Origin of the sequence: Anaerotaenia torta, from assembly GCF_050433395.1 — a bacterium.
Lineage (GTDB): Bacteria > Bacillota > Clostridia > Lachnospirales > Lachnospiraceae > Mobilitalea > Mobilitalea torta.
In genome coordinates this window covers 113614-130244 of record NZ_JBNPXH010000002.1, presented here as the reverse complement: position 1 = coordinate 130244, position 16631 = coordinate 113614, and the positions used below count along the sequence as shown (strand labels likewise).

Genomic DNA, 16631 nt, shown 5'->3' with positions numbered 1-16631 from the left:
ATGGAGGATTGGGATGAAACGGATAGCCATGAAAATCAAATGGAAGAAGCTAATTATATGGGTGGTGGTTCTGGCAGTCATTGCGGCGGCGGTCAATATGGGCCTTCAGAGGATGAGGGCGGATTTCGTCCAGAGCATGGCGGCTCAGGAAGTAATTAATACGGCGAAGGTGGAGATCCGCGATATCCAGAAGGTTCTTTCCTCTTCGGGAATCATTCAGCCGCTGAATACCTATGAGGTTACAACCCTGGTACAGGGAGAAATCATCGCTGCTGATTTTGAAGAAGGCGACCTTGTAGAGGAAGGCCAGGTGCTCTACCAGGTGGCTACGGATAATCTGGATTCGGAGATTGAGACGGCCCAGACTTCATTGGACAGGGCAAAGAAAAATCTGACCAAAGCGGAGAAAAGCTATAGTGAAGCCCAGAAGGAGCATCAGGACGCCCTGGACGAATATAACAAGGCATTGAAGAAATATGGGAATCCCGAACTGCTTTCCAGGGAGACGGGAATCGTGAAGGCATTGTATGTGAAAGAAGGAGATACGGTACAGGCCGGTACCCAGATTGCGCAGATCTATGATAACAGCTCCATGCTTCTGGTTCTTCCCTTTTCTGCCGCCGAGGCGGCTTCCTCCCTTATAGGAAAAAAAGCGGAGGTTACCATAGTGGCAACGGATGAGACCCTGAGCGGAGTGGTAACCAAGGTAAGCACGATTGATGAGGTGCTGAGCGGCAGCCGGCTGGTGCGCCAGGTTACGATCCAGGTTGAGAATCCCGGCGGTCTGACCGGAGATACCGCAGCGACTGCCGTAATCGGCAGCAATATCTACAGTATTGCGGAGGGAACCTTCGGGGTATTAACCGATGCGGTGATTAAGGCGGATTCTTCCGGAGAGATCGGAGAGCTGATGATCGAAGAAGGCAGTAAGATCAAAGCCGGTGACCCGGTATACCGCCTGACGGATGAAACCATCGACGATCTGCTGGAGAGCTACCGGAATAAGATAGAAAGTGCCCAAAAAACCGTTGATAATGCCAGGGACAGTGTGGAGACGGCAGAGGAAAGCATTGAGGATGCCCAGACGAAGCTTCAGGAGATCATTGATACAAGATCGGACTACAGCATTACGGCACCGATTTCCGGAAGGATTGTCAGCAAGGGGGCGCTGGTGGGAGATACCATCAAATCCAATAGCGTAAACAGCAGCCTTTGCACCATCTATGACCTGTCGGCGGTCACCTTTGAGATGAGTGTCGATGAACTGGATGTGAAGAATGTCAAGGCGGGCCAGGAGGTAAATGTGTCGGCGGATGCTTATGAGGGCGAGATCTACCATGGTATCGTGACCAATGTAAGCCTCTTGAGCACCACCAGCCAGGGGGTTACCGAATACCCTGTTACTGTAAAGCTGACGGAAGCGGGAGAGCTTCTTCCCGGAATGAATGTAACCGGTGAGATCGTTATTGAGAAGGCGGAGCAGGCCATCGCGATTCCCAGCGATGCCCTGATGCGGGGGAATGTAGTATATGTGGAGGATCCTGCGGCTGCGGCGGAAGAGGAAGGGATTCCGGCCGGTTTCCGTCAGGTGCGGGTTGAGACGGGAATCACCGACGGGGATTATGTTGAGGTAATCAGCGGACTCACGGGAGAGGAGACAGTATATGTCCAGCGGATATCCCAGGCCTTGGATACCTTTATATTCCCGGAAGGCGGAGTGAGCTTCCAGATGCAGGACGGTTCCGGTCAGGGCAGCTTCCCGGGCGGAACGCGGGGCGGCAGAAACGGGGGCGGCATGAATGGCGGAGGAATGCCCGGCGGGCGATAACAGGAGGTGCTTTTATGAACAGCGAGGATTATAATCAAGCAATGACGGACAGCAGAGCGTCCACCCTGTCTTCCGCAAAAGTACCCCTGATACAGCTAATTGATATCCATAAAATATATCAGATGGGAGCCACGGAGGTTCGGGCCAATGATGGAATCAGCCTGGAGATCATGGAGGGGGAATTTGTCGCCATCGTCGGAAAATCCGGAAGCGGCAAATCCACCATCATGAACATCATAGGAGCCTTGGATGTGCCCACCTCCGGACAATATATCCTGAAAGGCAGGGATGTCAGCAAGATGAAGGGGGATGCCCTTGCGGAGGTCAGGAATAAGACCATCGGCTTCATCTTCCAGCAATATAATCTTCTGGCAAGGCAATCCCTGCTGGAGAATGTGGAGCTTCCCCTGCTCTATGCGGGAATGGGCAGGAAGAAGAGGAAGCAGCAGGCAATGGAGGCTTTGAAGAGGGTAGGACTGGAGGATAAGTGGAGAAATCTTCCCAATCAGCTCTCCGGAGGACAGCAGCAGAGAGGCGCCGTAGCACGGGCCCTGGCGGGCAATCCTTCCCTTATTCTTGCCGATGAGCCTACCGGGGCCTTAGATTCCAGAACCAGCCGGGACTTGCTGGATTTTCTGAAGCAGCTCAATGAAGAGGGGAATACCATCGTACTGATTACCCATGACCGGTCTGTGGCGGAAGAGGCGAGGCGGATTGTAACATTGAAGGATGGAAGGGTTACCTTTGACGGTTCCGCAGAAGAGTACAGGAAGCAGGTGGAGAGATGAAGTTCAGTCAGGCGTGCAAATTGGCATTCAAGAGTATCCTGGGCAGTAAAATGCGCTCCTTCCTTACCATGCTGGGCATGATTATCGGTGTTGCCTCGGTCATTACGCTTCTGGGGCTGGTAACAGGCGTCACAAATTATATTGTGGATACCTTTTCCGATATGGGAACCAATATCATATCCGTCAATGTAACGAATACAGATACCCGTAAGGTGGATGTGGATGATATCTATGAATTTGCAGAGGAAAACAAGGATATTTTTACAGGTGTTACTCCGAGCCTTTCTTCCCGGTATACGGTAAAGAACGGGAATACTTCCCTGTCCACCACTGTGCTGGGGGTGGGTGAGGATTATATGGCAATCAATTCACTGGAGCTGGCGGAGGGACGGTTCATCCATTATGCGGATATTCTGAACCGGTATGAGGCTTGTGTGATCGGGACCTATGTGGCGGAGGAGCTGTTCGGCGGCAGGGCCGCAATCGGCGATACCCTCAAGATCAACGGCAAGATGTTTAAGATTGTGGGAATACAGGAGGAAAAGGCGGACGGGGAGGCGAATTCCGCCGATGACCGCATTTACATTCCTTATTCCACGGCGGCAAGACTATCAAAATCCAGTTCCATCTCCAGCTTTACCTTTGCCACAAAGAATACGGATTACACGGACAGAGCGGAGGAGCTGCTGGATAATTATCTGTACGGCATCATGAAGAACGAGGACCTTTATACGGTCACCAGTATGACGGAGCTTCTGGATGCCATCAATGAGATGACAGCCATGCTGTCCGCAGTCCTTGGCGGCATCGCCGGAATCTCCCTTTTGGTGGCGGGAATTGGGATTATGAATATCATGCTTGTGTCCGTGGTCGAGAGAACCAAGGAGATCGGTATCCGCAAGTCCCTTGGCGCCAAGAAGCGGGATATTATGTCCCAGTTTGTAGTAGAGGCCTTCACCATCAGTATGCTGGGCGGGCTGATCGGTGTTATCATCGGCAGCGTGGCAACCAGCGTTCTGGGGAATGCCTTCGGCATTAAGGCGGCGCCTACTACGGGAGCCATATTGCTGGCCTTTGGAGTATCAGCAGCCATTGGTATCGGCTTTGGCTACATGCCTGCCAACAAGGCGGCAAGGCTAAATCCCATTGATGCCCTGCGCAGCGAATAACGTGGTTTGCAGTGAATTTGCATTGAAATAGAATAGCAAAGAAGAGGGGAACAGTATCCGGCCTAGGAAATTGGGAGGGTTTGTTCCCTTTTTTCTTTACTTGGATTCAGACATCATATATACTAAACTTAACCAATACCAAAGATTCAATGCATTTATTCCTATTATCATACGACAGGAGAAAACTATGTTTAAATCGTTGACAAGAAAGATACTGGCGGTCATGATTCTGCTGATTGCCATATGCTGTGCCTCCCTGATCGGAGTGTCTTATTATGAGATCCGGCAGGCAGTAACCGCACAGATGAAGAGTGACGGCACTACCTTGATCCATAATCTGAAGAGGGAGATTGAGGAGGATCAGGTGAAGAGTCTGGCGGCTCTGCAGCACATTTTCCAGAATATTGTGCAGGAAAGCGAAGGGAATATTGTTTATGTCTCCCTCTCTGATAATGAGGCAAAGGTTATCGTATCCAATGATTTTTTGGCGGAAGGCCCGGCGGAAACCGAAGCGGATGCGGTATCCTCCGCAACCTCGGAAGGGGACGTGAATCAGGTGCTGGAGCAGCAGGCAACCATGGGACAGATTCTTGCCATGGCGGACGGGGAGAAGGTATACAATGTCTCCACCAGCTTTGAGCGGACAGAGGAGATCTCCGGTGCGCTGAATCTGGGCATCTCTTTGAACGAAATGGACCGGCAGATCGGCGCGGCTCTTTTGGAAACGGTACTCCTGTCCCTGATTATCATGGTGATTGCCGTGGTGGTGGGGATTATTGTAGCCAGGATGATTATCCGGCCCATCACCATGATGTCCGGCAGCATACAGAATTTTGCACAGGGCGACTTTACCGTTGGCTTTCATAATACGAGCAGGGATGAAATCGGCGAGATGGGGAATGCCCTGAAGCATATGCAGCAGACACTGAGAGAGATGGTCGGCAACATCACGGTAAATGCGACCAGGGTCAATGAAAGCTCCCACAAATTGAATGAGGTCTGCGGTGATACGGCCAGAATGGCGGAAGGAATCTCCCTGGCATCCGGCGAGCTGGCGACCTCCTCCAATGCGCTGGCCATGAATTCGGTGGAGGGCTGTGAACGCATGAATACCCTGGCAGAGGATATCAGGACCATATCCCTGGGGGCGGGGGGAATACAGGCAAGCATAACGGATACCAGGGAAGCGAATGAAACGGGCCTGGTCCATGTCCATAAGCTGATGGATACCGTATCGGATAACGAGGAGATAACCCGGAAGATCAGGGATATGGCGGAGGTGTTGGGGGAGAAATCCGAAGCAATCACAGAGGTAACCAATGTAATTAAAAATATATCGGATCAGACCAGTTTGCTGGCCCTGAACGCGATGATCGAAAGCGCAAGGGCGGGTGAAAGCGGAAAGGGCTTTACAGTGGTAGCCAAGGAGATCGGTAAATTATCGGAGCAGACCTCCCAATCCATTGCCGGCATTGAGGGCATTGTGGATGAGGTGAGAGCAGCCATATCCGAAGTGCAGAATTATGTAGCCCAGGGCTCTGAGGCAATTGTCAGGACGGTCTCCGTCTCGCGGGATACCCGGGAGGCTTTCCGGAGGATTGATGAATCCATAGGAAGGATGATCCGTGAGATTGAGACAATGATCAGAAACATTGAGAAGGCGGATCGGGGTAAGAATGAAGTGGTGTCTACGATTGAGAGCACATCGGCAATTGCCGAGGAGACTACCTCCGCCACCCAGGAGATTGCCGCTTCCCTGCAGCAGCAGCTGGTATCGATTGAATATGCCTCTTCCTCTGCCGCACAGCTGCAGGAGATTGCCGCGGAGCTGGAGAAGCTGGTAGGGCAGTTCAAATTATAACTAGAATATAACTTAGGATGGAAATTGATAGGTTAAAAACGATAAGGCATTGCATCATAATACAGGAAGGCCTGGGCTCTATCTGAGCCCCAGGCCTTCCTGTATTATGTCATAGTGTTTTTTAATGGAATCCGATTATTTTATTACCTTAAGACCGCCCATATACGGCTGCAGAGCCTCGGGAACGTTGATGGAGCCGTCCGCGTTCAGATTGTTCTCCAGGAAAGCGATGAGCATGCGGGGAGGAGCTACCACGGTATTGTTCAAGGTATGGGCAAAGTACTTACCGTCTTCTCCGGCCACACGGATTTTAAGGCGGCGGGCCTGAGCGTCGCCCAGATTGGAGCAGCTGCCCACTTCAAAATATTTCTTCTGTCTGGGGGACCAGGCTTCCACATCGATGGATTTCACCTTTAAATCTGCCAGATCGCCGGAGCAGCACTCCAGGGTCCGCACCGGGATATCCAGTGTACGGAACAGATCCACGGTATTCTGCCAGAGCCTGTCAAACCAGGCCATGCTGTCCTCCGGCTTGCATACCACGATCATTTCCTGCTTTTCAAACTGATGAATCCGGTATACTCCCCGTTCCTCCAGGCCATGGGCGCCCTTCTCCTTACGGAAGCAGGGAGAATAGCTGGTAAGAGCGTGGGGAAGGGTCTCCTCCGGAAGGATGGTATCAATGTATTTGCCGATCATGGAATGCTCGCTGGTACCGATGAGGTAGAGATCCTCGCCCTCAATCTTATACATCATGGCATCCATCTCCGCAAAGCTCATAACACCGGTGACCACTTCGCTGCGGATCATGAAGGGGGGGATGCAGTAGGTGAAGCCGCGGTCAATCATGAAATCCCTTGCATAGGAGATTACCGCCGAATGCAGCCGGGCGATATTACCCATGAGATAATAAAAACCGTTGCCGGCCACCTTTCTGGCGCTGTCCAGATCGATGCCGCTTAATTTTTCCATGATTTCCGTATGGTAGGGAATATCAAAATCCGGTACCAGGGGCTCGCCGTAACGCTGCACCTCTACGTTTTCACTGTCATCCTTGCCGATGGGTACGCTGGGATCGATGATATTGGGAAGGGTCATCATAATCCTTTTGATTTTTTCTCCCAGCTCCGCTTCCCTGGCCTCCAGCTCTGCCAGACGCTGGGAATCGGCGGTAACCTGCTTTTTCAGCTCCTCTGCCTCGGCTCTCTTTCCCTGGCCCATCAGAGCGCCGATTTCCTTGGAGATCTTATTTCTCTCGAATCTCAGGTTATCTGCTTCCTGTTTGGTATTTCTGCTTTCTGCATCCAGTTCGATTACTTCATCCACCAGGGGAAGCTTGTTATCCTGAAATTTTTTGCGGATATTTTCTCTTACCGCCTCAGGATTCTCTCTTACAAATTTTAAATCCAGCATCAATGCCTCCATTCTGCCGATTGCTACGGCTGTTTTTTGATTGATTGGTATGGGAATATTGACAGGAAATTTTGTTCCGTAAATAAAAAAAGTCCTTCATCCCATACATATCATGGGACGGAAGGAATCCGCGTTGCCACCCAAATTGCTGAATAATAATATTCAACCACTCTAAGGTACGATAAAGGGTACCGGCCTCCGGCTCATCACCGGCAGCTCCGAAAGTGGAAAGATCTAACCTTTCACCGGTTCACACCAACCACCGGCTCTCTGAAGAAATTGATAGACCGCAGTTTTCATCATCGCTGGGTTCATTCATTTTCATTCTGTTCTTTATAAAAAGTCCGCATTGCGTCCTTTCTATAGTACTCCTTATTATATATCCATTGGTACGGATTTTCAAGTACAATTTAGAGAAGAATGCAGAAAGACAGCGTCTTTGTTTATTAAATAACAATGGTTGCTATCCGGATGCCCCGGTGCTATAATACAGAAGATTTGTCAATGTTGCGGAAAGGCGTTATAGGTGACGTGATATGTATGCTGTATCAACATTAATTTTAGTGCCGCTGGCAGCGGCCATCCTTGTCAGGATTGTGAAGCAGGAAGCGGTGAGGGATATGCTGGTTCGTATCTTTGCTGTTATGACCGCTGCGGTAACCCTGATTGTAGTATTTCTTTATTTTGAGAAAGGAATTGCATTTACCTTTCCTAATGAAAAGCTCTTTGACCATGGGATGGCGGTCATTGAGGCGGGGATCGCCCTGTTTCTTATTGTAACCGGAATCAAGAACAGGAAATATCTTGTATCTGTTTTTTCGGCCATTCAAACTCCGTTGATATTATGGTTTGAATTCTCGCAAAAGCACGATATAACCATTGCCCGGGGGATTGTTTTTGATAAGCTTACAGCAATTATGATACTGATTATCGGAATTATCGGGAGCTTGATCTGTATTTACGCCGTCGGATATATGAAGTGGTATCATTTCCATCATGAGGATTATCCGGTGAGAAAGAATTTCTTTCTGTCCACCCTGTTCCTTTTTCTGGCCGCAATGTTCGGCCTGGTGTTAAGCAATAATCTGACCTGGCTGTATTTTTGCTGGGAAATAACCACTCTTTGCTCCTTCCTTCTGATCGGTTATACAAGAACCAAGGAAGCGAAGAGCAATGCGTTCCATGCCCTGGTGATTAATCTGGGGGGAGGAATTGCATTTGCAGCTGCAATTGTATTCATCGGCATGAATTTTAAGACTCTGGAACTGAGTGTCCTGATTAGTAAAAAACCGGAGGCATTGGTGCTGGTTCCGGTGTTCCTGCTGGCGGCAGCGGCATTGACGAAATCAGCTCAATTGCCCTTTTCCTCCTGGCTGCTGGGCGCCATGGTTGCTCCCACGCCTTCCTCGGCTCTGCTGCATTCCGCAACCATGGTGAAGGCGGGGGTCTATCTGATCATACGTCTTGCGCCGCTGCTGGGGAATTCCTCCGTTGGGCGGATTGTAACCCTGGTGGGAGGAGTCACCTTTTTGGCATGTTCCCTGATGGCAATCTCCCAGAGTGATGCAAAGCGGATACTGGCTTACTCCACCCTGGCCAATCTGGGTCTGATTGTAATCTGTGCGAGCATTGGCACCCAGGAATCCCTTTGGGCGGCGATTCTGCTGGTAATATTCCACTCCATCTCCAAATCGCTGCTGTTTATCTGTGTCGGCTCCGTGGAGCATCAGATCGGCAGCAGGAATGTGGAGGATATGGATATTCTGCTGGGAGTCTCAAGGAAGCTGTCCCTGTTCATGATGATCGGAATCGCAGGAATGTTCCTGGCCCCTTTTGGCATGCTGATTTCAAAATGGGTGGCAATGAAGGCCTTTGTGGATTCGGACAATATCCTGATTGTAATCATACTGGCCTACGGCAGTGCCGCCACTCTGTTTTACTGGTCCAAATGGATGGGAAAGCTGGTGGCCCATGCCAATATAAAAAAGCGGGAAAAGCAATCCTTCCGTAAGGATGAAGAAGTTCCCATCACGATCCATGCGGTGTTGGTGGTGATCTCCTGTTTCACCTTTCCGCTGATTTCAAAATATGCCCTGGTGCCATATCTCACCGGATTATTTCATTCCGAAGCCTTGGTGCCCATTGGAACAAGTGACGTGAAGATTATGCTCTATATGCTCAGTGCGCTGTTAATTCTGCCTATCAGCTTTATTCCCATCTATAAGGGAGATAAGCGCCGCAGGGTGCCTGTCTATATGGCGGGTGAGAACGTGGGGGATAATCAGCGTTTTCATGCGTCCGCAGGTGTGACACGCAAGGTGGAGCTCCGCAACTGGTATATGGAAAAATATTTTGGCGTAAAGAGGCTTACATTATGGAGCAATCTCCTGTGTATCGGTCTTTTGTGTGCGGGTATCATTCTTCTGATTGGGGGACTGGCAGCATGATAAGTATATTGATTAAAGCCGGATTGGTAATTGCGGCACCGGTGGCGGGAGGTCTGCTTACCGGAGCCGACAGAGTGATTACGGCAAGAATGCAGGGCAGGAAGGGACCTCCGCTGCTTCAGCCTTTTTATGATGTATTGAAGCTGGTTCAGAAGGAATCCATTGAGGTGAATTCCATGCACCGTTTCTATGTATATATTTCCCTGGTGTTTGTTATTTTTACTACCGCAATTTTGTTATCGGGAGGGGATATCCTTCTGGCGGTATTTGCATTGACTCTGGGCTCCATATTCTTTGTGCTGGGAGGCTATGCTTCCAACTCCCCCTACAGTGTGGTGGGGGCGGAGCGGGAGCTGCTGCAGATCATGGCCTATGAGCCCATGGTATTGCTGGCCTGCGTCGGGTTATATTATGCGGACAAAAGCTTTTTTATAGAGAAAATTGTTAATAGCAGAGTTCCTTCGATTGTATATCTTCCCGGTGTATTCCTTGGGCTGGTATTCATCCTTACCTTTAAGCTTCGCAAGTCCCCCTTTGATCTGAGCATGTCCCATCACGGACATCAGGAGATTGTAAAGGGAATTACTACGGAGTATTCCGGAAGGGATCTGGCTGTAATTGAGGTGACCCATTGGTTTGAGGTGATTATTACTCTGACTCTGGTTTATGTATTTTTTGCATCGAAGGCACCCGTCAGCCATGTATTTGCCCTTCTGGCCTGCGGTCTGGTGTATCTGCTGGAGATTGTCATTGACAATGCCTTTGCCAGAGTGAAATGGCAGCATGCCTTCTTCTCAGCCTGGATTGTTACCGGGATTATGGGAATTATTAATCTGATTATCTTATCCTTTTTCCGCTAGGATGAGAATAGACAGGTCAAGGGGCTGAAGGCATCCCGTAACATCTTAGTCAAGATAGGAGCAAATTATGAAGTTTATTAAAAAATCACCGTGGATTCTGCATTATGACGGAACCAGCTGCAATGGCTGTGATATTGAGGTACTGGCGTGCCTGACACCCCTCTATGATGTGGAGCGTTTCGGGATGATCAATACCGGCAATCCCAAGCATGCGGATATTCTGCTGATTACCGGCAGTGTGAATGATCAGAGCATTCCCGTTGTGAAACAGCTGTATGAGCAGATGGCTGAGCCCAAGGTTGTAGTGGCAGTAGGAATATGCGCCAATTCCGGCGGTATTTTTGCCGAATGCTATAATGTGATAGGGGGAGTGGATAAGGTATTGCCGGTGGATGTTTATGTTCCGGGCTGTGCCGCCCGGCCGGAGGCGATTATTGACGGAGTGGTGAAGGCCCTGGCTGTGCTGGAGGAAAAACAGAAGCTGGTCCGCAGGAAGACTGCCGGCCGGAAACGAGAGCTTATTCCTTAAAAAATGTGAGCTTGTTCTTCCGGAGGCGCGGCATGTTCTTTCGGAAACGCAGGTTGTAGGTTATATAAGAAAGGATACGTTGTTAACAACGCAAGGTTATTCGTATGAATCAGCAGACAATAAAAATGATCTCATCAAATGAATTGCTGGCAGAGACCCTTCATCTGAAGAAGGAAGGCTACCGTCTTGCTGCAATCACCTGTACCTGCGGTGAGGGAATGGAGCTCAGCTATTCCTTTGATAAGAATTATGAGTTTTTGAATCTAAGGATTATCCTGGGGATGGAGGAAGAGATATCAAGCATCAGCTTCATCTACCCCTTTGCATTTATATATGAGAATGAGATTAAGGAACTCTTTGGGGTGATGATCCGGGATATTACGATGGACTTTAATAATTCCCTGTATCGGATTCCCATAGAAGCGCCTTTTCGGAAGGAGGAAGGGAAGTAATGGGAAAGAGAACGGTAATCCCCTTCGGTCCCCAGCACCCCGTACTTCCGGAGCCGATTCATCTGGATCTGGTGCTTGAGGATGAGACGGTGGTAGAAGCAATTCCCCAGATCGGATATGTTCACCGGGGCCTGGAGAAGCTGGTGGAGAAGAAGGATTTTCAACAGTACACCTATGTGGCGGAGCGCATCTGCGGCATCTGTTCCTTCATGCATGGCATGGGGTATTGTATGGCGATCGAAGGCATTATGAATATTGAGATACCGGAGCGTGCTAAATTTTTAAGAACCATCTGGGCGGAGCTGTCACGGATGCACAGTCATACCATGTGGCTGGGGCTGCTGGCGGATGCCTTTGGATTTGAGAGCTTGTTTATGCAGTCCTGGAAGATCCGGGAACAGATACTGGATATCTTTGAAGAAACCACGGGAGGCAGAGTGATCTTTTCTGTCTGCGACATCGGAGGAGTACGAAAGGATATCAGCGGGGAGACGCTGAATAAGATCGTCGGCATTCTGGAGCAGGTGAGGGAGGAGCTGAAGGAGTTAACCGGGGTTTTCCTCCGGGATAATTCGGTGAAGAGCCGTACCAAGGGAGTCGGCGTATTATCCCGGCAGGCGGCAATAGAGCTTGGCGCAGTGGGGCCCATGGCCAGGGCCAGCGGAATTGAGCTGGATATGAGAACCATGGGTTATGCGGCTTATGGACAGCTAAAATTTGCCCCCATCACAGATAAGAAGGGGGACTGCTATGCGAGAACCAAGGTTAGAATCAACGAAGTCTTTCAGTCCATTGATTTGATCAAGCAATGCGTGGAGCTAATTCCCGAGGGGGAGATCAAGGTAAAGGTAACCGGGAATCCTGCGGGAGAATATTTTGTCCGGCTGGAACAGCCCCGGGGAGAGGTAATCTATTATGCCAAGGGCAACGGAAGCAAATTTCTTGACCGGATGCGGGTGCGCACCCCTACCTTTGCCAACGTGCCCGCACTGCTGGAGACTTTGAAGGGCTGTTCCCTGGCGGATGTTCCGATTTTAATTCTGACCATCGATCCCTGTATCAGCTGTACGGAACGATAATGTTTAACGGCAGGCATGGCTTTTCTGCCTGTTCACCTGTGCCGACCAAAGGGAGTGCACATCTTGGCACAAAGTGCCATACCACGGACGCTTGCGGACATGGTATCACGCTGCCGGTGCAGCGGAATTGAGGTTGAGAGAATTATGTCTATTTTTCGAATGACGAAGACACTGATTAAGAATATATTCCACGGACCGTATACGGTTGCATACCCCCTCCAGAAAAAGGAGCATTTCGAGCGTACCAGGGGCAGGATAGATATTACCATTGAGGACTGCATCTTCTGCAGCATGTGCCAGAGGCGCTGCCCCACGGGAGCCATTCAGGTGGATAAGCCGAAGGCCTCCTGGAGCATTGAGCGGCTGTCCTGCATCCAGTGCGGATATTGCTGCGAGGTATGCCCGAAGAAATGCCTTCGGATGGACCAGCAGTATACCGAACCGTCCAGTGGCAAGGTAAGGGATGAATTTATCAAATGCATGAATACCCAATCACCCAGCGAATCATAGAAATAGCAGAGGAATATGCCGTTCAGAACCAGGCAGAGGAAGTCAAGATCATCCATCTGGTGGTGGGGGACTATAGCGGATATGTTGCCAGTTCCATTGAGCTTTACTTTGAGATTATTGCCCAGGGGAGCCGCTGTGAGAAGGCGAAGCTGGATATTCAGCGGATTAAGCCGAAGCTGCGCTGCAATGCCTGCGGCGAGTTGTTTGAACGGAAGCCGTATTCCTTTACCTGTCCTTATTGTCAGGGAGAGGGGAGTCCGACACAGATTGGACAAGAGTTTTTTATTCGGTCTATAGAGGTATGAAAGAGATAAAATGAGGGCGATTTAGGGTGTGAGGTGAATCTGAGTGGATCAATATCCATATGGGCTTGCCTTTAACATCCCATGATTGCCAAGTGCAGGCAATCATGAGAAGCCCGGTCTGCGCCCATATGGATATTGATCCACTCAGATTCACCGCATTAGTATTAAAAAGCCTTTTTGGACGAAGTATAATATATAATATAAGGAAACAAAGGATGTAAAAGGATAGAGAAACTGGTAGAAGAGTTGAAATGTAGAAACAGAGTAAAGGAAATTAGGTTAGAAAAATGGAAATAATAGAAGCAGGAACAAAGGAAGCAGGAGTAAAAGAAGCAGGGATAAAGATGGCGGAAACGAAAGAAATAGAGATTATGCAATCTGTGTATGATAAGAATGATGAGGTTGCGGCACGGATTAACCGGGAGCTGACGGGGAGAGGGATCTATGCTATTAATGTTATGGGAGCACCCGGAGCCGGGAAGACAACTTCCCTGATACAGGTGATTAAGCGGCTTGGAGATCTGACTCCTTATGTGATCGAGGGGGATATTGAGGCGGATTTTGATACGAGAACCCTGCAGGGGCTGGGAGTGAAGGCGATTCAGATTAATACCGGCGGGGCCTGTCATCTGGATTCCCCCCTTATCGGGGATGCGGTGGAAGAGCTTCAGCTGGGCAGCGGTGTTTTATTTATTGAGAATATCGGCAATCTGGTATGCCCTGCGGAGTTTATGATCGGCGAGCATTCCAAGATGCTTATATCCACGGTGACAGAGGGCAGTGATAAGCCTTATAAATATCCTCTGGCCTTTGAAAAAGCAGATATTATTCTGTTGAACAAATGTGACCTGCTGCCCTATGTGGATTTTGACGAAGATTTTTTTATGAAGGGAGTCCGTGTGCTGAATAAGACGGCTCCGGTGGTTAAGGTATCCGGTAAGACGGAAGAAGGATTTGATGAAGTGGCGTCATGGATCAGAAAAAAGGTATCGAAATAACCAATAGAATAATGGTTTACGGAATGGTGCAAGGGGTTGGTTTTCGACCCCTTGTTTATCGTATTGCTAAAAGGTACGGAATTAAGGGGACGGTTCGCAATACCGGCGGTGCGGTGGAGATTCTGGCACAGGGGACGGAGGAAGCGATGGAGCATTTTCTCCGGGAGCTACGAGACACGGAGGAAGGAGGTCATGAAATCCTTCGCGTCGAAGTGAAGAGACTTACACTATCACTTACACTTTTAGAGAAAAGGAAGGAATTTGCCATTGTTGAAAGCGGTGACGGTAATGGCTTGAGAATTCTGCCGCCGGATCTTCCGGTCTGCCCCAGCTGTGCCAGGGAGCTGTATGACCGGCAGAACCGGAGGTTTGGGAATCCGTTTATCAGCTGTGTGGCCTGCGGTCCCCGCTATACCATCATGGAGTCCATGCCTTATGACAGAGGGACTACCTCTATGGCAGATTTTGATTTATGCGGGGCCTGCCATGAAGAATACAGTTCACCGGGAAACAGGAGACACCATGCCCAGACCATTTCCTGCAACGACTGCGGTCCCTATTTGATATGGCAGGAGATGGAGCATACAGAAGGGGAAGCGGCAGGAGGAAAGAGGGTTGAGACTTCTGATCCGGGAACCGGCGCTTGGCAGATTACCGATCAGGGGGCATTGGAGCGGGCCATTGAGGTCCTTCGTGCGGGAGGTATTCTTGCGGTGAAAGGGATCGGAGGCTATCACTATGTTTGCTCCCCTTTTATGGAAGAGAGTGTAAGAAGGCTGCGGCTGCTCAAGGGAAGGGAACAGAAGCCCTTTGCGGTAATGTTTCCGGGGCTGGGGGAGGTTAAGGCGCACTGCCGCGTCTCGGCGGAAGAGGAGAAGCTTCTGTTGTCACAGGCAAGGCCGATTGTACTCCTGTATGCACCTCAGAATACTATGGCTCCGGCGGTAAACAGCGGCAGCATCCATTGCGGGGCATTCCTGCCCTATACCCCTTTGCAGTTAATGCTCACGGGAGAATGCGGACCGTTGATTATGACCAGTGCCAACCGGTCGGGACAGCCCATTATCCGGGAGGATCACAGGATGCTGGAGATCAGGTCTCCCTATTTGGCGGGGGTACTTTATCATCCCCGCAGGATTGTCCGGCCTGTGGATGATTCTGTGGCCAGGATAGTAGGAGGAGAGCTTCAGCTGCAACGAAGGAGCCGGGGATATGTTCCCTATCCTGTCTTTATGAGCTCTCAGGAGGAGCTATTCTGTGAAGGGCCGGGTCAGTCCCTCCAGGGTGATGTTGTCTCCCTTCCCTGCGTGGAGGGATTGAAGGGAAGGAATCCGATGATTTTCGCTGCCGGAGGGGATCTAAAGGCAGCCTTTTGCCTCTGCCGGGACCGGGCAGCTTACCTGTCACAATATTTCGGAGATTTGGAAGAGACTGCGGTTATGGATGAGTATGAAAGGGAAGCAAAGGAACTGGGAGCGCTGCTTCAGATATCCCCGGAGCTGGCGGTATGTGATCTGCATCCCAACTACTATTCCGGCCGGTATGCACAGAAGCTGGGCATTCCGGTGCTTCCGGTACAGCATCACCATGCCCATATCGCTTCCGTTATGGCAGAGCACGGACTTACAGGACCGGTTCTTGGAATTGCCTTTGACGGAACCGGGTATGGCACCGACGCGGGTCTGTGGGGCGGTGAATTCCTGCTTTGCGAGGGAGGGAATTTTATCCGGGCTGCCCATCTGATGGAGATACCAATTCTGGGTGGGGATGAATCCATGAAGGATGCCTTGAAAACGGCAACCTGTTATTTGTCCTGTTTTGGGTTGGAGGAGTATATCCGGGATGACCGGGCATCCATTCTGCAGGCTGCAATAAAACAGAACATCAACTGTGTAAAGACCACCAGTATGGGAAGGCTCTTTGATGCGGCAGCGTCCCTGCTGGGGATTGGGCAGTATAATTACTATGAGGGAGAATGTGCGATCCTTCTGGAGCGGGAGGCGCTGGCTGCGATTCACGGTAACATTCCGGCAGCAGAACTTCCCTTTGCATTTACAGAGAAAAATGAGATAATAGAGATAGATATAAAGCCTCTTCTCCGGGAGCTGTGCAGGCTGAGAGACTATATGGATGTCCGAAGCCTGGCCCTTGGATTTCACCATGCAGTGGTTTCGATGATGGTCATGGTCAGCAACCGGCTGAGGAGCCGGTACCGGATTTCGCAGATCGCCATCAGCGGGGGCGTATTCCAGAATGCGGTTCTCACAGAAAAAGCTATGACGGAGCTGAAGCTTCAGGGGTACCGGGTCTGGAGAAATATCGCGGTTCCGCCGGGAGACGGGGGAATCAGCCTGGGACAGGCATATCTGGGAAGGCTGATTCATTTGTAACG

At 50.2% G+C, this 16631-nt stretch carries 14 protein-coding genes and 1 other annotated feature; of the genes, 13 read left to right on the top strand and 1 reads right to left on the bottom strand.

Annotated features, from left to right (window positions below; translation table 11 throughout):
• The first annotated feature begins 13 nt into the window (after positions 1 to 13).
• From HNQ56_RS04410 to HNQ56_RS04395, 4 genes are all read left to right on the top strand, one after another.
• Entirely contained in the window at positions 14 to 1828 is a 1815-nt protein-coding gene (locus HNQ56_RS04410) for an efflux RND transporter periplasmic adaptor subunit (protein WP_429143213.1), read from the top strand.
• A gap of 41 nt (positions 1829 to 1869) precedes the next feature.
• Entirely contained in the window at positions 1870 to 2616 is a 747-nt protein-coding gene (locus HNQ56_RS04405) for an ABC transporter ATP-binding protein (protein WP_429143822.1), read from the top strand.
• Entirely contained in the window at positions 2613 to 3785 is a 1173-nt protein-coding gene (locus HNQ56_RS04400; protein WP_429143211.1) for an ABC transporter permease, read from the top strand. Before HNQ56_RS04405 ends, HNQ56_RS04400 begins: the two co-directional genes overlap by 4 nt.
• Positions 3786 to 3972: 187 nt before the next feature.
• Positions 3973 to 5646, top strand: a complete 1674-nt coding sequence (locus HNQ56_RS04395) for a methyl-accepting chemotaxis protein (RefSeq protein WP_429143209.1) — start codon at positions 3973 to 3975, stop codon at positions 5644 to 5646.
• Between the two features lie 135 nt (positions 5647 to 5781).
• Here the strand turns inward: HNQ56_RS04395 and serS are convergent, their stop codons facing one another.
• Positions 5782 to 7059, bottom strand: coding sequence for a serine--tRNA ligase (gene serS / locus HNQ56_RS04390; protein ID WP_429143207.1), 1278 nt, complete (start codon positions 7057 to 7059; stop codon positions 5782 to 5784).
• Between the two features lie 110 nt (positions 7060 to 7169).
• Positions 7170 to 7371 (bottom strand) — a binding site (T-box leader).
• Positions 7372 to 7595: 224 nt separating this feature from the next.
• On the opposite strand from serS, the gene HNQ56_RS04385 reads away from it, so the two are divergent.
• From HNQ56_RS04385 to HNQ56_RS04345, 9 genes are all read left to right on the top strand, one after another.
• Positions 7596 to 9506: an NADH-quinone oxidoreductase subunit 5 family protein gene (locus HNQ56_RS04385; protein WP_429143205.1), complete on the top strand. Its 1911-nt coding sequence runs from the start codon at positions 7596 to 7598 to the stop codon at positions 9504 to 9506.
• Positions 9503 to 10366 carry a respiratory chain complex I subunit 1 family protein gene (locus HNQ56_RS04380; RefSeq protein WP_429143203.1) on the top strand — a complete coding sequence of 288 codons (864 nt, stop codon included), beginning with the start codon at positions 9503 to 9505 and terminating at the stop codon, positions 10364 to 10366. The genes HNQ56_RS04385 and HNQ56_RS04380 overlap by 4 nt, the downstream gene beginning before the upstream one ends.
• Before the next feature lie 67 nt (positions 10367 to 10433).
• The gene (locus HNQ56_RS04375; RefSeq protein ID WP_429143201.1) at positions 10434 to 10895 is read left to right on the top strand and encodes an NADH-quinone oxidoreductase subunit B family protein; all 462 of its coding nucleotides are present in this window, start codon (positions 10434 to 10436) and stop codon (positions 10893 to 10895) included.
• A gap of 125 nt (positions 10896 to 11020) precedes the next feature.
• The gene (locus HNQ56_RS04370; RefSeq protein ID WP_429143200.1) at positions 11021 to 11347 is read left to right on the top strand and encodes an NADH-quinone oxidoreductase subunit C; all 327 of its coding nucleotides are present in this window, start codon (positions 11021 to 11023) and stop codon (positions 11345 to 11347) included.
• Positions 11347 to 12426, top strand: coding sequence for a hydrogenase large subunit (locus HNQ56_RS04365; protein ID WP_429143199.1), 1080 nt, complete (start codon positions 11347 to 11349; stop codon positions 12424 to 12426). The genes HNQ56_RS04370 and HNQ56_RS04365 overlap by 1 nt, the downstream gene beginning before the upstream one ends.
• Positions 12427 to 12489: 63 nt before the next feature.
• Positions 12490 to 12936, top strand: a complete 447-nt coding sequence (locus tag HNQ56_RS04360; protein ID WP_429143197.1) for a 4Fe-4S dicluster domain-containing protein — start codon at positions 12490 to 12492, stop codon at positions 12934 to 12936.
• Positions 12903 to 13241 (top strand): hydrogenase maturation nickel metallochaperone HypA/HybF, encoded by a 339-nt coding sequence (locus HNQ56_RS04355; RefSeq protein ID WP_429143195.1) that lies wholly within the window; start codon positions 12903 to 12905, stop codon positions 13239 to 13241. Before HNQ56_RS04360 ends, HNQ56_RS04355 begins: the two co-directional genes overlap by 34 nt.
• Before the next feature lie 287 nt (positions 13242 to 13528).
• Complete coding sequence (hypB, locus tag HNQ56_RS04350; RefSeq protein WP_429143193.1) at positions 13529 to 14239, top strand: hydrogenase nickel incorporation protein HypB; 711 nt, start codon at positions 13529 to 13531, stop codon at positions 14237 to 14239.
• Positions 14212 to 16629 carry a carbamoyltransferase HypF gene (locus HNQ56_RS04345; protein ID WP_429143191.1) on the top strand — a complete coding sequence of 806 codons (2418 nt, stop codon included), beginning with the start codon at positions 14212 to 14214 and terminating at the stop codon, positions 16627 to 16629. Before hypB ends, HNQ56_RS04345 begins: the two co-directional genes overlap by 28 nt.
• The last annotated feature ends 2 nt before the right edge of the window (positions 16630 to 16631 follow it).